At 72.9% G+C, this 20,016-nt stretch carries 15 protein-coding genes; 4 read left to right on the forward strand and 11 right to left on the reverse strand.

Annotation, left to right across the window (positions count from 1 at the left end):
- The 8 genes from JHN63_RS26305 to JHN63_RS26340 all read right to left on the reverse strand — a co-directional run.
- Positions 1 to 2,334, reverse strand: a 2,334-nt coding sequence (locus JHN63_RS26305) for a DUF5682 family protein (protein ID WP_200685010.1), incomplete at its 3' end; no start/stop codon positions are given.
- The gene (locus JHN63_RS26310; RefSeq protein ID WP_200685012.1) at positions 2,331 to 3,491 is read right to left on the reverse strand and encodes an AAA family ATPase; all 1,161 of its coding nucleotides are present in this window, start codon (positions 3,489 to 3,491) and stop codon (positions 2,331 to 2,333) included. The genes JHN63_RS26305 and JHN63_RS26310, both read right to left, overlap by 4 nt.
- Before the next feature lie 80 nt (positions 3,492 to 3,571).
- Entirely contained in the window at positions 3,572 to 8,464 is a 4,893-nt protein-coding gene (locus tag JHN63_RS26315) for a DNA-binding protein (protein WP_200685014.1), read from the reverse strand.
- Positions 8,461 to 9,327, reverse strand: coding sequence for a DUF4132 domain-containing protein (locus JHN63_RS26320; RefSeq protein ID WP_200685016.1), 867 nt, complete (start codon positions 9,325 to 9,327; stop codon positions 8,461 to 8,463). Before JHN63_RS26320 ends, JHN63_RS26315 begins: the two co-directional genes overlap by 4 nt.
- Positions 9,328 to 9,599: 272 nt before the next feature.
- Complete coding sequence (locus JHN63_RS26325; RefSeq protein ID WP_200685023.1) at positions 9,600 to 10,829, reverse strand: PP2C family protein-serine/threonine phosphatase; 1,230 nt, start codon at positions 10,827 to 10,829, stop codon at positions 9,600 to 9,602.
- 196 nt (positions 10,830 to 11,025) lie between these two features.
- Positions 11,026 to 11,451: a hypothetical protein gene (locus tag JHN63_RS26330; protein ID WP_200685024.1), complete on the reverse strand. Its 426-nt coding sequence runs from the start codon at positions 11,449 to 11,451 to the stop codon at positions 11,026 to 11,028.
- Between the two features lie 102 nt (positions 11,452 to 11,553).
- Positions 11,554 to 12,795: a low temperature requirement protein A gene (locus JHN63_RS26335; protein WP_200685025.1), complete on the reverse strand. Its 1,242-nt coding sequence runs from the start codon at positions 12,793 to 12,795 to the stop codon at positions 11,554 to 11,556.
- A gap of 28 nt (positions 12,796 to 12,823) precedes the next feature.
- Positions 12,824 to 13,297: a hypothetical protein gene (locus JHN63_RS26340; protein ID WP_200685026.1), complete on the reverse strand. Its 474-nt coding sequence runs from the start codon at positions 13,295 to 13,297 to the stop codon at positions 12,824 to 12,826.
- Positions 13,298 to 13,647: 350 nt separating this feature from the next.
- Here JHN63_RS26340 and JHN63_RS26345 point away from each other — a divergent pair, with 350 nt between their 5' ends.
- Positions 13,648 to 14,082, forward strand: coding sequence for a hypothetical protein (locus JHN63_RS26345; protein WP_200685027.1), 435 nt, complete (start codon positions 13,648 to 13,650; stop codon positions 14,080 to 14,082).
- Positions 14,083 to 14,382: 300 nt separating this feature from the next.
- Here the strand turns inward: JHN63_RS26345 and JHN63_RS26350 are convergent, their stop codons facing one another.
- From JHN63_RS26350 to JHN63_RS26360, 3 genes are read right to left on the reverse strand one after another with little or no spacing between them, the layout of a single operon-like run.
- Positions 14,383 to 14,940, reverse strand: a complete 558-nt coding sequence (locus tag JHN63_RS26350; protein ID WP_234477721.1) for a transposase — start codon at positions 14,938 to 14,940, stop codon at positions 14,383 to 14,385.
- 53 nt (positions 14,941 to 14,993) lie between these two features.
- A complete protein-coding gene (locus tag JHN63_RS26355) occupies positions 14,994 to 15,476 on the reverse strand; it encodes a winged helix-turn-helix domain-containing protein (RefSeq protein WP_200685029.1) in 483 nt (160 codons plus the stop codon).
- 48 nt (positions 15,477 to 15,524) lie between these two features.
- Entirely contained in the window at positions 15,525 to 15,665 is a 141-nt protein-coding gene (locus JHN63_RS26360) for a hypothetical protein (protein WP_200685031.1), read from the reverse strand.
- 250 nt (positions 15,666 to 15,915) lie between these two features.
- Between JHN63_RS26360 and JHN63_RS26365 the strand changes: the two genes are divergently transcribed.
- The 3 genes from JHN63_RS26365 to JHN63_RS26375 all read left to right on the forward strand — a co-directional run bounded on the left by JHN63_RS26365 (position 15,916) and on the right by JHN63_RS26375 (position 19,965).
- Positions 15,916 to 17,934 carry a histidine kinase gene (locus JHN63_RS26365; protein ID WP_200685033.1) on the forward strand — a complete coding sequence of 673 codons (2,019 nt, stop codon included), beginning with the start codon at positions 15,916 to 15,918 and terminating at the stop codon, positions 17,932 to 17,934.
- Positions 17,919 to 18,578, forward strand: a complete 660-nt coding sequence (locus tag JHN63_RS26370; RefSeq protein ID WP_200685035.1) for a response regulator transcription factor — start codon at positions 17,919 to 17,921, stop codon at positions 18,576 to 18,578. Before JHN63_RS26365 ends, JHN63_RS26370 begins: the two co-directional genes overlap by 16 nt.
- Positions 18,579 to 18,699: 121 nt before the next feature.
- Positions 18,700 to 19,965, forward strand: a complete 1,266-nt coding sequence (locus JHN63_RS26375; RefSeq protein WP_200685051.1) for an alpha/beta fold hydrolase — start codon at positions 18,700 to 18,702, stop codon at positions 19,963 to 19,965.
- The last annotated feature ends 51 nt before the right edge of the window (positions 19,966 to 20,016 follow it).

Consider the following 20,016-nt stretch of genomic DNA (forward strand, 5'->3'; position numbering starts at 1 on the left):
GGCGTCGGTGGGCGGGGGCATCGGGGCAGTCGACCGCAGCGCCTCCACCGCCGTACGACCCGCCTCGTCCGCCGCCGCCCACAGGGCCAGCAGTCGCGGGGAGGCGGCCAGCGTGAGGTCGAGGCGGTCGCCGAGCTTCTCCGTGACCGTGTGCAGCAGGCGGTCGCGGCCCGCAGGGGAGAGCGTGTCGAAGCCGCCACGGAGGGCGGGCAGCCGGTCGAGGAACGCCTGGTCGGTGAGCGTGTCGACCCGGTCGAGCAGGGGGTCGAGCGCGGTCGGCGCCGACTGGAGCAGGGGTGCGGCCCCGGTCAGCAGTCCGGCGAGTCTGCGGGCCAGCGCGTGCCGTGCGTCGGGGCCGGTGGCGGCATCGATCCAACCGGCGGCCCGTGCGCCGAGGGTGTCGGCGTCGTCCAGGTCGAGCAGGACCCGGCAGGCGAGGGCCGCTCCCTGGACCAGCGGCGAGCCGGTGCGCGCGAGGCCGCCGAGGGCCTCGTCCATCCGCAGCCCCAGGCGGTGTTCACCGGCGCGTGCGGCCAGGGCGACGAGCGCGGCCGCCTCCTCCGGGTCGTCGCTTCCCGCCAGTCCCGGCAGGGACCGTACCGCCGACTCCAGAAGATCGGCGGCGAGCACGCCCGCCGCCAGGCCGGTCTCGGGCGTGGTGCCGGGCAGATGGCCCCGGCGCAGTGCCTCCAGCAGATCCAGGCCGGTGAGGATCTCGGGGAGCGTCGCGGAGGCAGGGAGCACCTCGGCGGCCTCGGCCAGTCGCTGGGCGACCAGGGCAGGCAGATCGCAGCGGGCGGCGTCCCGAAGTCCCGTCAGGACCAGGGCACTTGTGGGGCCGCCCTCCGCCGACTCCCTGCGGAAGGTCTCCCGCAGGGTGCCCTCGGCAGCCAGCGCGGCGGTCACGCCCCGCACCCCGGCCAGGTCCAGCCGGACGGGCACGGACGGCACCCAGGCCAGCCGCCACCGGGTGCTGAGCGCGGCGGCGTCGCCCGTGCCGGCCACCTCCACCGGCTCGCCGTAACCCACCCCGCACACGTCGAGCCGTCGGAGGAGGATCTCGCGCCGGTTGTCGAGGGGCGAACGGAGCGGGTCCAGGCGCAGTTCACGCCGTACGGGGTCGTCCGGACCGGGCAGCCGCAGGGCGGTGAGTTCGGCCTCGACGGACGGACCGAGCCCGGAGCGCGGGGTGCCCGGTGCGACCCGGCCGCGATCCGTGCCCACCAGGACCACTTCCAGGGCGCGCGCGAGAGCACGGCCCCGGCCGAGCGGCTCGCCCTGACCCATCACGGACGTCAGGGCCTCCAGCACCTCGCCGCGACCCGGTGCGGGGAGCCCGCGCACCCGGGCGAGGTCGCAGGCCACGCGCAGCGTCTCGCGGGCCTCGCCCGTCCCGGCGGTGTGCCCGGCCGCGCGCAACTCCCGGCACACCCCCGTGATGGCCCGTGCTGCGGCGTCGTACAGCAGCTCGGGGTCTCCCGCAGCGCCGAACACCGCCTGCTGCCAGCGCGGGTCGCGGATCCCGGCCGGATATCCGGAGCGGGAGTCCAGCAGATCGAACGCGTACGGGACCAGGGAGGTGGTGACGGGCGAGGGCTCCCCAGGGAACACCGGTGCCGTCCCCTCCACCTCTGTGCCGTCGGCCAGGGCCGAGGCGTGGAAGGCGCCGATCACCGCCGCGACACGGTGTCCGCCGGCCGCCGCGAGGGCGATCGTCTCCCGCATGTGCGCCTCGCGCGCCAGGTCCACCGCGGGTACGCCGCCCGACGACTCGGCGTCCTGGCGCAGCGCCCAGCCGACGCCGAGGGCGGCCCGGCGGAGCGACTCGGGGGTGCAGCCGGGGGCGAGGACCTCCACGCTGCGGTCCCACAGGTCGTCCCCGTCACGGCCGGTCCCGGCCGCGGTGAGCGCCTGCGCGAAGGAGACCGGCGTCGGACGGTCGGTCGCCTCGGCGCGTACGGGTGCCTCCGCGTGCCAGCGGGCGTCGGCCATCGGCAGATCGCAGCAGACGACCCGCACTCCCCGCTCCCGCGCCCAGCGGACCGCGGCGAGTTCGGGGGAGAAGTCGGCGAACGGGTAGAAGCCGAGCCGTCCGTCCTGACCGGCGCCCGCGAGCGCGACCGGCGCGACGGTGCCGGGTGCGCCGAGATGGGTCAGCCATGGCTGGAAGTCCGTCGGCAGTTCCACGCATACGACCTCGGCGCCGGCCGCGTCCAGCAGGGCGGGCACGGCGGCGGCGAGCGCCGGGCTGTGGTGGCGTACGCCCAGCAGGTACGGCGCCACGGAGTCGGCCAGGGCGTCGAGCGCCGTCCTGGGGTCCTGAGCGGTCGTCACCGAAGGTTCTCCCGCAGGTCCCAGAGGCGGCGCCAGGTCGCGGAGCCGTCCTCGGCGCGGCGGCGCACCGGGCCGTCCCAGTAGCCCAACAGGCGTGCGTGGTCGCTGGGATCGTCCTTGCGGACCACCCCCAGGAGATGTCCGGGCACCAGGTCGAGGGTGTCGCCGGCGGGGAGGTAGGCGGTGGCCACCCCTAGGGACACGGCGACCTGCACCGCTTCCGCCGTGGACATCACCGTGCCGGGACGCTCCACGTCCCAGCCCTCCGCCGAGCGCCCGGCCCGCAGATCGCGGAAGACGGTCACCAGGACGTCGAGCACCGCGTCGTCGACGGCGAACGCCGCGCCTGCCCGCTCGACAGCCGCGGTGGCCTGTCGTTTGACGAGCGCGGTCTCCGCGTCCACGTCCGCGATCGGGTGCACCGTCTCGAAGTTGAATCGGCGCTTGAGCGCGGCGGACATCTCCGACACACCGCGGTCGCGCAGGTTGGCGGTGGCGATGACGGTGAAGCCGGGGGCGGCGGCGACCTGTGCGTCGTCGGTGCCGGACAGCTCGGGCACGCTCATCCGGCGGTCGGAGAGGATCGACACCAGCGCGTCCTGCACCTCGGGCAGACAGCGGGTGATCTCCTCGACGCGCGCCACCCGTCCGGAGCGCATCGCGGCGAGCACGGGCGAGTCCACCAGCGCCTGGGGAGTGGGCCCTTGGGCGAGCAGGAGGGCGTAGTTCCAGCCGTAGCGCAGGGCGTCCTCGGTGGTGCCCGCGGTGCCCTGCACGGTCAGCGCGCTGGTGCCGCAGACGGCCGCCGCCAGCAGCTCCGAGAGCATCGACTTGGCCGTACCCGGCTCACCGACCAGCAGCAGTCCGCGCTCTCCGGCGAGCGTGACCACGCACCGCTCCACCAGGGCGCGTTCACCGACGAACTTGGGGGCTATGACGAGTTCGCGGGGCAGTGTCTCGTGCGGCTTCGCCAGCTTGAGGGCTTCTCCGGCGCTGCCGCACACGAAGGTGATGGCGGATCGGGGCGTCAGCAGCCAGCCGGGCGGTCGGGGTCCCTCGTCGTGGGCGGCGAGGAAGGCGAGTTCGGTGGCGTGGCGCTCTTCGGCGGGCAGCGTCTGCCGGGCGGGCAGGGCCGTCGCCGTGTCGGTCGGGGTCATGAAAGTCCTTGCTGGGTAGGTCTGTTGGTCGTTGATGAAGGGGGCGCCGGTGAGGTCCGGCGCCCCCGGTACGGCGTCCGTCAGCGGCGGCGGCCCCGGCGCACCTTCAGCTCCTCGAAGCGGGGAGCGTCGCCCTCCCGGACCCGCTGCCAGGCTCTGCGGTAGAGGTCCGCGACCGGTTCGGTCGGCACGATCACGCCGAAGAACGCGCGATCGCCGTCGACGATGTCGAACAGCGGCAGCTTCCAGCGCTCCAGGGGAACGCGCGGAGCGGGCTGTTCGGCCCAGCCGCCGGGCAGGAAGAGCGAGCGGCCGGCCCTGGTCCGGGTGGCCTCGACCACGAGGTCGGTGGCGGCCAGTTCGGCGCGGGCCGCCTTGAGACGGGCGGGCTTCCATCCCGTCCATCGGGCCGTCGTGCGGTCGGTCGGGTCGGGCATGGCGAGCAGCATCAGATACAGCGTGGCCGCGTCCTCGCCTAGGCCGTACTCCTTGGCCACCTCGATGACCAGGTCGGGCACGGAGCGGCCCGGGTCCTGCGGCCACCAGGTGCCGTCCTTGTCGCACCCGCCCGCCATCGGCTCGCCGGGGTCGGCGAGAAGGGCCGCGAAACGGGGGTCGCGGACCAGTCGCAGGGCGATCTCGGCCGGGTACGGCTGGTCGCCCACGCGGGTCGCGGGCAGGTAGGGATCCTGCCCGGCCTCGTCGAGGAGGTCGACGCGGATGCCGGGGGCGGGCTGGTCGTCGTGGGTGGCGAGGACGACGGCGCCGTAGCGCTCGAATCCCGGACCGGTCTCGGTGGGCGTGCCCGCCGTCTTCCGGAACGCGGGGAGGCTGATGTACTGCCCGAGGTCGAGCATGAGCCCGGGCCCGGCGAGGCGTTGCCGTACGGCGGTGAGCACGGGCGGCAGCGCGGCCCGGATCGGGTCGCCGGCGGGCAGCCGGTGGGCGAGCCAGGCGGCGAGGCCGACCGAGCCGACCAGGGTCTGCGTGCTGAACCCGGCCGTGTCGTTGCCGACCGGCCGCACCCGGTCGCCGTTGACCTCCCACCGCAGGTCCCGGCTCAGCTCCGGGGCACGGGTCGGCTCCAGCAGCGCGGGCAGGGCTTCCCGTACCGCCCAGGGCGCGTGCTTGAGGGCGCGGATCGCGTCGCTGAGCAGGTCCTCGGGTATCGCGGGACGCCGGCCGAGCCTGTCGTTCCACACGGCGGCGGCCGCCGCCACGTCCGGGCCCTCGGTCCACAGCCGGACCGGGTCGGCGGGCACCAGTGCGGCCACGACCGCGGCGCGGACGGCGCTGTCGATACCGCGCAGCTCGTCCTTGGCGACCGCCGCCGGGGCGACCTTCACCCCGATGACGGTGCGGGCCTCGGTGCTGAGGAAGGTCCGCTCGTAGGCGTCGACCCCGGGCAGCCCGGCGACGACGAGCCGGGCCATGGTCTCGGTGACGCCGGTGAGCCGGGCGAACTCCTCGGGGGCGTCCGGGAACCACGGCGCCGGACCGCGCTCGGCGAGCGCGGCGAGCAACGCACCGAGCCGGCCCAGGTGTTCGCCCTCGCCGATCGGGTCGCAGGCCAGGACCTTGTACGGCTCCGGAGCCTCGAACCGTCCTGCCGGATCGTGGAACAGACCGGTGAAGTCACAGCCGTCGTCGTCCAGGGACCCGTGTCCGGTGACCGCGACGAAGGCACCGTCCGCCAACGGCAGCAGGCCGTTCCAGGAGCCCTCCCGCCAGTCGCCCGAGGCCAACCGCAGCCGGTGCGCGTCCAGGTGCAGGTTCACCTTGCGCCAGTGACCGGGCACTCCGGGCTGTCCGAGTCCCAACTGGTCGAATCCGGTGAGCAGTTGCCGCAGTGCCTCGCGGTGTTCATCCGTGGTGGTGCCGACGGCCGCCCGGTGGGCGAGGGCCGTCGTCCGCCCGATCAGGGTGCGCAACTCCGGCTGCCCGGAGGGCAGTTCGGGTCCGTCGAGGTGGAGTCGGCCATCGGACGGTTCCACCACGGCGTCGGCGGCGCGGGTCAGTACCCGCAGGGCACGGAAGACGGTGTCGGACTGGTCGTCGCGGTTCCACCAGTAGCCGTTCGACGCGCCGAGACCACTCATCGCGTCGCGCAGCAGGCTGTCCGTCGGACCGGCCGGACCCTCGTCCTCCACCCCGCCTTCCAGGGCCAGGGTGAGCCGGGTCGCCGCCGTGTCCAGGACCGCCTGCTGGGCCGCCGCGTACCGCACGACCCCGGCGATGCCCGCGAGCAGAGCGGGGTGGGTGACGGGCAGCAGCGTGCGGATGGCGGCGGGCAGCGCCTCCGGTTCCTTGTCGGTGGCGGCCGACAGCAGGGCGGCGGTGGTGTCCCGGTCGATCCGCCGCAGTCCTGTGGAGCCGTCCGGGTCGCGCGGGGTCAGGCACTCCCAGTACTGCAACGGCGGCAGCAGCAGGGAGCCCTCGCCGAAGACGCCCGCCGTACGGTCGGTCTTCCCCCAGGCGGTGACGACACCGTCCGCGTCGACCAGGTCGAGCTGCCAGCCGTTGTGCACGACCGCGGTGGGCCGCTCGGCGCCGGGGAACATCACCAGCGTGTACGGCCGACCCGCGTCGGCGGGCAGCGTGAGGGTGTGTCCGGCGAGATCCTCGACCCGCGTGGAGCCGTCGGGGAGTTCCAGCCTGCGCAGGCCCACGAGGCCGTCGACAGGTGCCGAGGCGGGGGCGGCGTCGGCCGTGGGGGAGGGGCGCAGTCGGCCACCGTTGAAGCTGCTCCCCGCAGGTGCGTCGCGCAGCGCGTCGGCGAGGAAAACGGGTCGGCTCATGCGTCCGCGCTCGTCGGTGGCCGGGTCGTACTCGTACCAGCCGTGCGCTTCCCGGTCCTCGGAATCCGCCTGCCAGACCCAGTAGTTGGTGCCGTCGAAGAGCAGCGGACGCTCCTCGGGCACGGTGGTGTCACCGGCGTGCAGCACACCGCAGCCGGTGGTCCGGCCGCCGCCCGGCAACGGCAGGGTGATGGGGAAGTTGCCCTTGTACCAGTCCATTTCGGTGCCGCGGGTAGCGCGCGGACCTTCGAGCTTCTCGAGGCGGTCGGCGCGGGTGTGCCAGTAGCCGCGCAGGCCGTCGTTGCGGCTGTTCCAGTAGACGAGGAGTTCGCCGTCGACGTGGTGGAAGCCGGGATCGCCGTACCGGTCGTCCTTGGGGAGGCGCAGGTCGTGGGTGAGCAGGGTGCCCTCGGCGCCGATCACCCGGGCCTGGGCCTCGCCGGCCACCACGAGGTGGGGCCAGGCGTCGGCGACGATCAGGTCCTCCACCCGGTCCTTCGGCACGAGGGAGGCCGCCGCGTCCTCCCAGGCGGGCCAGCCGAGTTCGTCGAAGAGACCGGCGCGCAGGGTGCGCGCCAGCACGGGGGCGAGGTCGGTGGCGACCGCCTCGCGTACGTCCGCCTCGGCCAGCGCGAGCGCCTCGGAGGGCAGCCACTTCAGGCGGGACAGCGCGTCGGGCAACTGCGGCAGACCGACCGCGGTGAACCGCTCCACGACCGTACGCACCCATTGGGCCAGCAGCGGACGGCAGCCGGGCGACTGCGCCAACAGCCGGATGGCGCGCAGGCCCTGGTCGTCATTGCCGAAGCGGTCCGCGCCCTTCAGGAAGGCGTCGTGGAACCGGGCGTCGGCGCCCAGGAACAGCAGGTCCCGATGCCCCTCGCCCAGTGCCCACTGTTGAAGCGGCAGACCGTCGTTCCGCTCCGGGGCGGCCACCGAAAGGTCCAGGGACAACAGCAGGTCGATCAGATCGATGTCGTGCGTTACCTTCAACGCACCGCCGGACGCGGCGAGTTCGGCCCGCAACAGATCCACGGCCCGCTCCACGAGCGGGTACAGCTCCGGCATCCGGGTCGAGCCGCGCCAGGACCGGGCCCGCTCCCGGAACGTCAGGAAGCGCTCCAGCCAACCCGCCGTGCCGTCCCGAGGCCGCTCCTCCTCGGGCAGGGCGGCGTCCCACAACCCCGCCGTGGCACCGGAGTCCTCCAGCACCTGGAGCCACAGCGCGGGCATCTCGTCGTCCGAGCCCGCGGGGAGCATGTCCAGCAGCGTGCCGCGCACCTGCCGCTCCCACGTGGCCAGGGCCACCAGCGCGGCACGGTGGCCCTTCCACCAGCCCGCCGCCGCACGCAGCGTGGCCGGCAGACCGAGCAGCTCGGACAGGTAGTCCTGCTCGGCGAGGTCGGCGTCCTGCCCCGCGGCCCGGGCCAGCTTGCGCAGATCGCCCGCCATCTGCGCGGACGGCGGCAGACCGCCCGCGGTGCGGCGCAGACACAGCCGCGTGAAGCGCCGAAGCGCCTCCTCGGCCGGCACCCGGGCGCCCAACTCCTTGCCGTAGGCGGACAGCACCTTCACCGGCAGCGCGCCCGCCAGCGCGAACTCCAGGAACACCGCGTCCAGCCGGTCCTCCTCGATGACCAGCCCGTGCTCCGCCTCGGCCTTGCGGGCCCGGGTGAACAACTGGGCCGCGTAGGTGGCGTTCTCCTCGGCGAGGAACACCCGGCCCGCCTGCTCGTAGAACGTCGGCAGGAAGTGCGGGACGGAGGCCGCCAGCCGCGCGCCCAGCTCCAGATAGGCGTCCAGGGCGGCCTTGGGCCGGGACTTCACCTGCCGGGCCGCCCGCTCCAGGTCCGGTACGACACCCAGCGCGTGATGCCCGTCCTCGGGATGGTGCACCAGCACCCACTCCGGGAAGCCCAGCGACTGACGCAAGCCCAGCCCCACCACGGCCGGTTCGGCGGCCTGCTCCAGGCCGAGGAAACCGGCGGCCAGGTCCTCCGCCGCGCCGAGTTCACCGGCGACCAGCCGCACCACCACCCGGTCGTCGAGACCCGGGTGACGGTAGGTGCGCGCCGTCAGCGGCACCGCCCGCTCACCGGCCCCCTCCGTCTCCGGCGGCAGCACCGCCCCTGCCCCGAGCATGTCCTCGTACGACACCTGCGTCCCCCCGCTCATGCGTTCTTGCCTTCCTCGATGTCACGGCCGGCGTACAGCGCCGCCGCCATCCGCATCCCCTCGGACCAGGCAACCGGGCCCACCTCGCCGAGCGGCAGCGCGCGGCCGTCCTCGTCCTGCCAACTGAGGCCACCGGTCTCCACCGTGTCCTCCCAGTACGGCTCCCCGATCCACACGGAGGCCTCGACGGTGCGCCCGCCGTCACGCACCCGGGCCGTGGAGTAGCCGCCGGAGACGCGGTAGCCCAGCGAACTGGCGCGCGCCGCGAGGGCGAAGCGGGAGCGGAAGGAACCGCCGGCGAACTCCCGTACCTCGCCGGCCTTGGGGGCGAGCTCGTCGGGGCGGAGCCAGGTCGCCCGGTGGATCTGCTCGACGCGCTGGACGATGCCCAACTCCGCCGCGAACTCCCGGATGTCGTCGAGGTCCGGCAGCAGCACCGGGTGCGGGAGGGTCACCGTGCGCGGGGACAGCCGTACCGTCTCGCCGTCCAGGTTCACCACGCGCAGCTCGCCGTCCTCGGTGGTGCCCCGCAGGAAGCCGACCTCGTCGGGGTCGTCGCCGACCACGGCCAGGTCGCGCAGCGCCGACTGCCAGGCCTCGTCCGGCCACACGCGGACCAGCAGGTCGGTGGGGACGGGCAGCGACGACACCATCCAGGCGTCGACCTGTGCGACACACCCCGCGGCGTGCCGATCCAGCCATTCGGCGAACCGCCGCAGCCGGTCCACCTCCGGGTGGTCCTTGAGCGCGCGCGGCAGGGACTTCAACTGCCGCCCCGCTGACCGGCCCCCGGTGGCTCGCGCCGCCACCCGCCCCTCCACCAGGGCGACTTCATACCCGTCACCCGCCGACAGCCAACCCACTATGCCCCCGCCTCCCACATCAACACAGCCAGAAGAAAGCACAGTTCAGCCGGGATGCCCCGACATCTGTGCGACGACAAGTGGAACGTTAGCGGCGATCACTGACAATCGGCCGGGGAAGCTGTGGACGGGCTGAGACCAGACACCGGTGGAACCGGCGGACAAGGCGCCCGGCCATGTTCGTTCCACGTACTCGTACGGGGCCGGCGGGCGGTTCGCCGGGCCGCGAGTTCAGGCCAAACGCACGGCCCCTGCCCGGAACGGACGTGCCGTCACAGGCGCAGGACGATCAGGGCCGTGTCGTCGGTGTTGCCCTCGGCGGGGAGCAGATCGGCGAGCAGGGCGTCGGCGAGGGGCTCGGGCTCCGCGTCCCGATGCCGGGCGAGGGAGTCGGCGAGGCGGGTGAGCCCGCGGTCGATGTCCTCCGTACGACGCTCGATCAGTCCGTCGGTGTACAGCACGAGGGTGGCGCCCTCGACGAAGGGGACGCTCGTCTGCACCCGGCCGACATGCTCGGGTCTGGCGCCCAGGGGCGGGTCGGTGGCCTGGTCGAGGAAGCTCACCGTGCCGTCGGGGGCGAGCAGGGCCGGGGGCGGATGGCCCGCGCAGCTGTAGGTGATGGAGTGGTCGTCCCAGTCGATGAACGTCGTCACCGCGGTGGCCGACTCGGCGCCTTCGACGAAACGCGAGTACAGACCGAGGGCCTCCAGCGCGGGGCCCGGCCCGTCGGCGACCCGGCAGGCCGCGCTCAGGGCGCTGCGCAGTTGGCCCATGGCACAGGCGGCCTGCAGGCCGTGCCCGACGACGTCACCCACGGCGACCGCCATCCCGCCGTCGGGCAGGTCGACCAGGTCGTACCAGTCGCCGCACACGTTCAGGGCACCCACGGCGGGCCGGTAGCGCACGGCCGCCCGGTGGTGGCCGACCGGCCGGGGTGGAGGCAGCATCGCGGCCTGGAGGGTCAGGGCCACCTCGCGCTCATGGGCGTGGGCCGTGCGCAGCCGTTCGTTGACCTCCTGCAACTCGCGTGCCCGGGTGTACAGCTCGGCTTCCAGTACCCGGGCCCGTTTGTCGTCGGCACGGCCGCCGAAGGCACGGACGAACTCGGTGACCTCCTCGACCCGGTGGACGATCAGCGTCACCTTGCCGTCCTGGCCGCGCACGGGCGCGTTGACCGGGCTCCAGAAGTGCTCCACCCAGCGCCCGGATCCCTGGGGGTCCTCGATGTCGTAGCGGAGCAGGGCCATGGTGTCGCGCTCGCCGGTGGTCGCCGCGCGCAGCATCGACTCCCGGGTCTCGCGCATGCCTGCCGCCGCCGGGTCCTTGGGGTTCTCGGGGAAGACGTCGAAGATGTAGCGGCCGATCAGTTCCTCGCGCTTACGTCCCGACAGGCGTTCGAAGTCCGCGTTGGCGTCGAGGTAGACGAGCTCGGGGGTGAGCAGCGCCACCATGCCGGGCAGGGCGCGGAAAATCTCCGCGTAGTCGATCTCCGGATCCTGCATGGCCTGCCCGTTCGACGCCGAGGGTCACTGTGTCGTTCCACGATAGGAGGGATCTGGCCATGAAGCCCGGAAACGGCTCTTTTCGGTTCGGTGAGCACTGATGATGCCGTAGGCCGTCACTCGACCGAGTGGCCCGCCCGCGGAGACCGTCCTGGGTGGCGCCGCGATGGTATTGCCCGGTGAGCGGGCACGGCGTTCACGATCCGGTCTCCGGCGGGCCGCCGATGTCCGTGGTGAGACGGCGGTAGGCGGCCCGGGCGTGGAGGAGGCGGGCCAGGGCCGTGCCGACGAGGGCGGCGGTGAACAGACAGGCGAGCCAGAGCGCGTCGCGGTGTCCGGTCCAGGTGAGGGTGCCGGCGGGCGGGACGGCGAAGCCGTTGAGGAAGAGCCAGCACAGCACCGCGATGCCGGGGGCCGCCGTGAAGCGGGCGCACAGGCCGAGCAGTACGGACAACAGGGAGAGCGCGGCCAGCGCGGGCGAGGGCCGATCGGTACCTATCAGCGCGTTCAGCAGCGCCACCAGTATCAACGCGCCGCCGGAGGCCGCGGCCCACACCAGCGGCGTGGCCAGGGGCGAGGGGACGGGCCGTGCTCCGGTACGGAGAGGCACCCAGTCGATCATGCCGGCGACTCCTTCTGGTCGTCCCGCTCCTCCTGGCGACGGGGAAGACGGGGAAGTCAGCCTGCCCGAGTCCGCGCCGCCGGTACAACCTCCCCCCAGGGCTCAACTCCCGGTCCTGATCGCCCTCTTGGACGACGTCGCCGCCCGTCGCTCGTAGAGGATCGGCCACAGAGTGATCAGGACGAGCAGCCAGACCACGGTCACGGTGCGGACCTGCGCGCCGAACACCGCCAGCAGCAGGGGCAGTACGCAGCAGGGGAGGGCCACGGACAGCAGCCACCGCCGTTCCCGCTCGGCCCGGCCCAGCCAGGCAAGTCCGCTGAGCAGGAAGTATCCGGCCAGCGACGAGCACAGCAGCCATCGGGTCGCGTCCGGCAGCGTCTCCAGATGCTCGGCGGCGGCTCCCAGCGCGGCGGCCAGGGCGGCGAGGCAACCGGACACGAAACAGTGCAGGGGCAACGCCGCGCGGGCGGGCAACACCCCCGCCGCCAGGTGCGGCACCCCCGCGTAGCCGTGCCCGAAGGACAACGCCCACAGCGTGGCCAGCAGGAAGAACGACGCGACGGCGAGCATGTACAGCTTCTTGTCCCACTCCGCGTCCGAAGTGGCCGCGACCACCTGGGCGACGCCCTCGCCCAGCACGATGATGACGAAGAGGCCGAGCCGTTCGCTCAGGTGCTCCGACTGGGACCGCGCGAGCGACGTGCGCCGTGCGGAATCGCGCCGAGCGGACTGCTTGTCGTCGCGTTCCCGATTCTTGTCGCGGCGTTCCCGGGCCTCCTGGTGCTCGACGATGTCGCGTGCGGAGACCGCGAACGTGACGTACAGATCGAGGGCGATCCCGAGGGCCCAGAGCCAGTGGCGCGTCGGATCGTGCGCCCAGAGGGACACGATCCACGGGATCACACCGAGCGACATCTGAGCGGCCGGCCAGTCGACGAGGACCTGCCGACGGTGCTGCCAGGCGCGGCTCGCCAGGACCCGGATCAGGACGTACGCGAGAGCGAACACGCGCGCGTGCTGGTCGTCCCCCTCGTGCACCCCCGCCACGGCCGCGGCCATGACGGCCATGCCGAACATCGCGGCCAGCACGGTACGGACGTGGGTGTTCTCGTAGGCCACGTTCGCGTACAGGGTGAAGCAGATCCAAGCCGTCCAGAAGGCCAGGAACAGCAGCGCGTACAGGCCCAGGTCGGACACGTCCGGCACACCGTGCAGCAGATGCGCGATCTGCGCCACACCCGCCACGGCGACCAGGTCGAAGAACAGTTCCAACCAACTGGCGTGCCGGTTCTCCTCGGAGGTCGGTTGCGGGGCCGGTGCGGTGGTGTTGTCGTCGCTCACTGGATCACCATGCCCTGTTGCCGAGGACTTACGACACGGAAATCGGCGGTTGGGCCGGCGGGGGAGCCAGCATGACGGGCCACTCTTCGTCGTCGGCGAGGAGCTGGTCGAGCGTGACGTCGGGTCCCGCCGTGAACACGGCGGTCGGCTCGCCCAGACGCGCGCCGAGCGCCGGATCGGCCGCCGTCGGGGCCGACAGGAGCAGCACGGCGTCCGGGTCGATCGCGGACCGTTCGGGGAAGTCGGCCGGATCCACGCCCGCCTGCCGGAGCAGTACGGGGTGGACGGCGACACCGACCGTGAGCAGCCCGGAGTTGAGCGACCGCTCGGCCCAGCCGTCGGTCCGCACGAGGTGGAACACCCCGTCGCCTTCGTAGCAGTGTCCACCGAGTCGGCCCAGGGCACGTTCGCCGGCGGTGCCGTCGGGATCTACGACGAGGATGGGGAAGTCCGCGTCCGGAGCGTCGGGGGCGAGACCGGAGCGGACGTACAGGCGGGCCACGGAGCCTCCGGGGCGGATCAGATGTGGGCGGGGTGCCGGTACGGTATGCGATCGGTTCGGTACCGGGCTTGAGCCGTCCGGGAGTTGCCCCAGTGCGTGATGCTCTTCTACGGGTCTGAAGGGCCGCTCCTCGTCTACCTGGACCCGCACGACGGACGCCCAACTCGCCGCCGTAGAGCCTCAGTTGGTCACCGCCGCGATCCGCCCGCGCTACGCCACCCATGACGACCGGACCAGGGCCGTTATGATCCGCCTGTGTCAGATTGTTCGCGCACTGGTTCGGATTCCCTTCCTCGCGGTGGGCGGGTCGCGCCGTGACGGGTGGTGCGATACCCGAAGGCGAAGATCCGGTGAATCGTCCGGCGGGCTTTTCCGAGCAGCCGGTCTGGACGGCGCTCGGGCTCCTGGCCGTGTGTGCCGGTCCGTTGGGCCTGCTGGCCGGTGTCAGTGGGTACGTCCCTGACGACGACAAGCTGGCCGTCGTCGTGACCGGTCTCGTCTGGACCCCTCTCGCCGTGGTCGTCCTGGTCCTGGCCATCGTCGGCACCGTGCGGGACCAGCGCGTGTGGCGCGACCTGGACACGGCCGGCGTGCGGGTCATGGGCGACGTCATGTCCGCGGAGCGCGTGTGGTCCGGCGAGGACGATCGCTGTACCAGGATCCGGATGCTGGTCACCGTGCCGGGCCGGCCGCCGTTCACCACGAGCCACCTGGTCGCCGGGGAGGAGATCATCGAGGTCGGGACGAGTATCCCGGTCGACGTACATCCGACGCGCCACTGGTGAAGTGTCGGTATTCGAGAGTCGCAGTATTCGGCCTTGGGACTGGTGGGCTCGCATGTTGAGATGTCGTAGCTCTTGGGTCGAAGGTGCCGCCCTGATCCCCTGGATGCCGGAGTACCCGCGCCGGCTCTCGGGCCGTTGTGGTGAGAGAGGACGACGTTGGGGCGGATCAAGAAGCAGAGTGCCGAGCGGGACATATGCCGCCAGTCTGAGGTAAAGCCAGCGGTGGCCCCGCCGTCCCCACGCGGATGACCTCCCTCTCGCGTTGGTCTTCCCGTGGAGGTTCTCGCCTTCGCGGGCCGGTTACTGACCTCGTCGGGTTGTTGTCGGGTGGTGGGTGAGGGTGAGTCCGGTACCGGCGAGGCAGCCGTCGATGAGGTCGGGCCGGAGCTGGATATGGCGCAGGCCTCGACGCAGGGTGCGTTCGAGATGCTCGTCGTCGGTGAAGGCGGTGTTCGCCAGCGGGCCGCGCCGTAACAGCGACCAGATGCCTTCCACCGGGTTCAAGGCCGGTGCGTAAGAGGGAAGTTGAACGATGGTGAGCCAGTCATGCGCGGCCGCGTACTCCCGCATCTCGGCGGCCCGGTGAACGTTGAGGTTGTCCCAGATCAAGACGATGGGGGCACCGAGCTGGATGTGAGCGCGGACGACCAGGTCGCGGTAGTCACGCCAGGAGAAGCTGTCGCGTCCGGTGCCCTTGTGCTTGCGGTGACGGTGCGGCCGGTAGACCAGCCGGGACGCCTCGCCCGGCCGGTAGCAGCACATGGCGGCAATCGACCAGCGGCGCCAGGACCGGCCCCGCACCCGCACCACCGGCGTATGCCCACGCCGGCCCCAGGTGCGGGCCCGCGGCGGCGTCATCGAGAACCCTGCTTCGTCCTCAGCGTCGACAAAGGCCCCGAGCGCCGCCGCAGTCATTCCGCCTGCGGCCACACATCCTTCTTCCACAGCTCGACCGCACGCTCGTCGCGTTCCAGTGCCCGGCGGGCGGGAGACTGCCACGACCAGCCGTGGCGGTGCAGCAGCCGCCACACGGCCGCGATCGACCAGTCGATACGGAACTTCCAGGCGATCAGGACTCTGATCCGTGCCAGAGTCCACCGCTGGTCCTCCCAACCGTGCTCGGCGGGTCCGCGGGCCAACTCCTTCTCCAACTCGGCGAACTGGCCGTCGGACAGCCTGGGCGCTTTCGGCGACCCAGCGCTGGCGAGGGCGTCCCTCCCGCCCTCCTGCCAGGCACGCCGCCAGCGTTCCACCGACCGCTCACTCACCCGCAGATCCTTCGCGATCACCGCGGTCTTCCCGCCCCGCGCGAACCGTTCACCGGCCTCGTACCGGATCCGTTCCCGAAACTGTCGTCGCTCGGCGGTCAACCCGCCACCCTGCGCGTACCGCATACCTCCGGCCTACCGCAGGGATCAGCACCCGACAACAACCCGAAGAGATCAGTAGTCCTTGGCCGCACCGCGCAGCAGCTCCGGCCGTACCAGACGGGTGACCGTCTCCTCGCCGAAGGCGCGAACGCCGCCCTCGGTGGCCCCGACGACCAGCTGTAGAACATCCGCCTCAAGCTCGCTGTAATTCACGTCGGCAACTTAAGCGGGGTACCACCGGGACCTGGACCGAGGGCCGCCGACGGGAAGAGCCCAAGGCCGTGATGCGCTCGGATTCACCCACGCCGACGGGCGGCGGCTCGCTTTCGACGAGGGGATCTGGCTGTTTCGGTAGGCTGATGAGACATTGCTGATCGTTTCCTGACGCGGGGGCGGGCCTTCTGCGCCATTAGTCTGCCGGAATGGAGATCGGCGAGCGGTCGCCCGCCGTCGGCGTGGGGCAATGAGCGGCTTCGCGGGACATGTGTGGGTCCTCTCTCTCGTCGCAGCGGTCTGCTCGCTGATCACGGTTTATCTGCAGGCCGTACGCAGGACCGCCGGTTCCTCCCTCACGGCAGCCGTCGTGCTCACGCTGGCCGTCGCCGCGATCTCCGCCGTACGTGGTGAACCGCCGCACTACGTGGCCGGGGTGGCGCTGACGGCCGGTGGGGTGGTGGCGGTCGCCTGGGCGACGGGCCGCTCCCGTCGGCAGCGGTCGGCCCGCCGGTCCGCGCTGGCGGACTACGAGGCCGGCGAGGCGGCGGTCCCGCTGTTCGCGGCGCTGGCGGAACGGGACCGGCTGGCGGCGGAGTTGCACGACGTGGCCGCGCATCGGCTGACCGGGATCGTGGTGGCCGCGGGTGCCGCGCTCAGGCTCGCCGACCGGGAACGGACCGGTGACGCGCTGCGCCACGCCGAAGAGGCGGGCCGGGAGGCCGTCCGCGAACTGGAGCGCCTCACCGAGCTGGACACGACCGCGGCCGGCTTCACCGAGGTCGACGCGCTGGCCGCAGCGCACGCGGTGGATTACCGGCGCACGGTCGACGAGGCACCGGCGGGCAGTACGGAAGCGGCGTACCGGGTCGTCCGGGAGGCGTTGACCAACGCGGCCCGGTACGCCGAGGGCGCGACCGTACGTGTCCGGATCGAGCCGACGGACGACCGGGACGAGCCCGTAAGGGCCGGCGGCGGACACCTGTTCGTCGTCACCGTCACGGACGACGGCGGTACGGCTGTCGAGCCGGGTCTCGGGACCGGGCGCGGTCTCGCGGGGCTGGCGGCCACGGTCACCGCGGCGGGCGGGACGTTCCGCGCGGGACCCGTGGGGCAAGGCCGTCGAGAGGGCTGGCGCGTGCGGGCCTCGCTGCCTGCGGCGACGGTTCTTCCCTTCCGCCGGTGGCCCCGGTGGCGTGGGGCGGCCGCGCTCGACTACGCGCTGGTGGCCCTGGCGATCGCGCTGTCGCTCGGTGCGAGCCTGCTGTCGGCTGACGTACCGGCTCCGTTCGGCGGTCTGCTGCCCGCGCTGGTGACCGTCGTGCTGTCAGGTCTGCATGCCGTGCCGCTGGCCTGGCGCTCACGGGCGCCCGCCCGCGCGCTCGCGGCGGTGCTGTCGGCGCTGCTGCTGTGGTGGGCCTGCGACCGGGCGGGCTGGACCCAGCCGCCGGTGAGCGACATCTTCCTGGTGTACGGGTGGGTCGAGCTGACGCTCGCCTACAGCGTCGGGGTGCGTCTGCCGTGGCGCCGGGGCCTGTTCGCGCCGCTCGCCGTGGCCGCCGTGGGTGGGCTCGCGCTGGCGAGCGGCAGCGGCATCACCGGCAGCCGTACCGGGGCCTGGGCCGTGCTGGCGGGCGGGCTGGCCCTTCCCGCCCTCGCCGTCTGGTCGTGGGGGCGCCGGACCGCCCGGCGGTACGAGCGGCTGCGGGCGGCGGATGCCCGGCGGCGGGTCCTGCTCGACGGGGACGCCGACGCGGCGGTGTCCGCGCAGCGTCTGCTGTTCGCCGCCGGGCTGCGGGACACGGCGCTGGGGCACGCGCGGGCGGTGGTCGCCTCGGCGGCGGACAGGAACCTGCTGGCCGTACGGGATCAGGCCCGCGCGGGCCTCACCACTCTGCGGGACCTGCTGTCAGCGCTGAGCGCGGGGGACGACGCGGACGACGTCCCTCCGCCCACCGTCTCCGGGATCACCGCGCTGGCAGCGCGCTACGGCGCCGTCGTCCGGTGCGCCGGAGCACGCCGTCCGCTGCCCGCCGCCGTGGAGGTCTTCGCCTACCGGACCGCGTCCGCGCTCATGACCGTGGGCGCCACCCTCTCCGTGCGCACGCTCCCCGACGGCGTGGAGGTCTACGGTCCGGCACCCACCGCTCCCGGGGTGGAACGGCGGCTGCGCGCCCTCGCGGACGCCGCCGGCGGTACCCTCTCGACGACCGACAGCGGTGCGGTCCGCGTATGGCTCCCGGAGGCGTTCCCATGGCGATCAGAGTGACCGTCGCGGACGACCAGGCCGTCGTACGCGCCGGGATCGCGGCGATCCTCGACGCGGAAACCGACCTGTGCGTCGTCGGGCAGGCGGCGGACGGCGACACGGCGGTCGAACTCGCACTGTCGGCGCGGCCGGACGTCGCGCTGATGGATGTCCGCATGCCGGGAATCGGCGGGCTCGCGGCGACCGCCGCGATCACAGAACGCAGCCCCGCGACCCGTGTCCTGGTGCTCACCACCTTCGGTCTCGACGAGTACCTGTTCGCCGCGCTGCGCGCCGGGGCCGCCGGTTTCCTGCTCAAGGACGCCGAGCCGGAGCGGGTGATCGACGCGGTACGGGTGGTCCACGGGGGTGCCGCGCTGCTCGATCCGGCGGTGACCCGCAGGCTGATCGACCGGTTCACGGACGGGCCCGGTCCGCTCGATGCGGCCCGGCTCGACCTGCTCACCCCGCGCGAGACGGAGGTGCTGCGGCAGGTCGCACGGGGGCTGTCCAACGCGGAGATCGCGGCGGTGCTGGGGGTGAGTCCGCCCACCGTGAAGGACCACGTCTCCGTCCTCCTCGGCAAGCTCGGCGTACGCGACCGGGTGCAGGCGACGATCGCCGCGTACGAGACGGGACTGATCCGGCCCGGGAGAGAGCAGTGAGGTGACTCGGCACCCCGCCGTGAGGCGGGGATGGCACCCCGCCGCGGGGCGGCCCTCGCACCCGGTGGGACCGTACCTGAGCTGGACGGATCGCCCGCATCGGCTCCCTAGCCTCGAAGGCATGTCACGCATACTTCTGCGCCGTGTCGCCGGCGGCGCCCTGTTGTTGCTGGCGCTCTTGCTGACCCCCGCCGTGGCGGTGGCCGGTTTCCTCACAGCGGCGTTCGTCACCGCGAGCGTGCCGGTCCTGGTCATCGTCGGTCTCGTCGGCGGCGCCCTGGCCGGCGGACTGCTGGGCCGGGCGGCGTTTGCCCTCTTCGGCCTCGACCGCCGCCCGGCCCGGCGGGCGTCCGCGTTCCTCACGGCCGGCCTGACCACAGCGGTCGCCGTTCTCGCCGCCGTCACCGTCCTCCGTCCGATGCCCACCACGACGGCCGTCCCCGCCCCGCCCGGCGTGCGCTTCTGGGATCTGCCGACCGGTTCACGCATCGCCTACGTCCACGCCCCCGCCACAGGCAAGACCAGACCGACCCCGGTGATCTTCCTGCACGGCGGTCCCGGCACCCCCGGCGAGGGCATCCCCACCGGGGGCCGTGAACTCGCGGCGGACGGCTTCGACGTCTACTCCTACGACCAGCTCGGCGCCGGCCGCTCCACCCGACTGCGGGACGTCACCGGCTACACCGTCGCCCGCCAGGTCGCCGACCTGGAAGCGATCCGGCGCACCCTCGGCGCTGACCGGATCATCCTGGTCGGCCAGTCCTGGGGCGGATCACTCACCGCCCAGTACCTGGCCGCCCATGGCGAACACGTCGCCAAAGCGGTCTTCACCTCGCCAGGCGCGCTGTGGGGCCGCCAATACCCCGGCTCCCAGGCCGGGGAACCCTGGAACCGCCTCTCACCCGCCCAGAAGGCCCGGCTCGACCGGCTCAACAGCACACCCCGCATCATCGCGGCGAGCCTGCTCCTCCACATCAACCCCGGCGCCGCCCACGCGCTGGTCGGCGACCGCGAAGTCGACCACTGGATGCACGAAGTCGCCCTCCAGGGAAAAGACAGCACCTCGTGCGCAGGCGCTCCGCCCGCCACGGCGCACGACAACCCTCAGGGCTTCTACAGCAACCAGATGACCGTCAAGGACTTCGACAAGCTTCCCGATCCCCGTCCCAGGCTGCGCACCCTGCGCGTCCCCTCCCTGATCATGCGAGGGGAGTGCGACTTCATCAAGCCCGCCGTGACCGCCGAGTACCAACACACCCTCGCAGGCTCCGAGTTGGTGACCGTCAAGGGAGCCGGACACTCCATCTCAGGCGAACAGCCCCGCCGCTACACCGCACTGCTGCGGGCCTTCCTTTTGGACCAATCGCTACCGACGGGCACCGGCTGAGTCCGGAACAGGCGGTCGGCGGCTGTTGGGGAACCAGCGAAGTCCGGCCGT

The sequence above is a fragment of the Streptomyces sp. MBT65 genome, assembly GCF_016612545.1.
Lineage (GTDB): Bacteria > Actinomycetota > Actinomycetes > Streptomycetales > Streptomycetaceae > Streptomyces.

Excerpts from the sequence above, each read along its gene's own strand:
- JHN63_RS26310 (WP_200685012.1), bottom strand. The coding sequence starts at position 3,491 with ATGACCCCGACCGACACGGCGACGGCCCTGCCCGCCCGGCAGACGCTG.
- JHN63_RS26315 (WP_200685014.1), bottom strand. The coding sequence starts at position 8,464 with ATGAGCGGGGGGACGCAGGTGTCGTACGAGGACATGCTCGGGGCAGGG.
- JHN63_RS26325 (WP_200685023.1), bottom strand. The coding sequence starts at position 10,829 with ATGCAGGATCCGGAGATCGACTACGCGGAGATTTTCCGCGCCCTGCCC.
- JHN63_RS26330 (WP_200685024.1), bottom strand. The coding sequence starts at position 11,451 with ATGATCGACTGGGTGCCTCTCCGTACCGGAGCACGGCCCGTCCCCTCG.
- JHN63_RS26350 (WP_234477721.1), bottom strand. The coding sequence starts at position 14,940 with ATGACGCCGCCGCGGGCCCGCACCTGGGGCCGGCGTGGGCATACGCCG.
- JHN63_RS26355 (WP_200685029.1), bottom strand. The coding sequence starts at position 15,476 with ATGCGGTACGCGCAGGGTGGCGGGTTGACCGCCGAGCGACGACAGTTT.
- JHN63_RS26365 (WP_200685033.1), top strand. The coding sequence starts at position 15,916 with ATGAGCGGCTTCGCGGGACATGTGTGGGTCCTCTCTCTCGTCGCAGCG.
- JHN63_RS26370 (WP_200685035.1), top strand. The coding sequence starts at position 17,919 with ATGGCGATCAGAGTGACCGTCGCGGACGACCAGGCCGTCGTACGCGCC.
- JHN63_RS26375 (WP_200685051.1), top strand. The coding sequence starts at position 18,700 with ATGTCACGCATACTTCTGCGCCGTGTCGCCGGCGGCGCCCTGTTGTTG.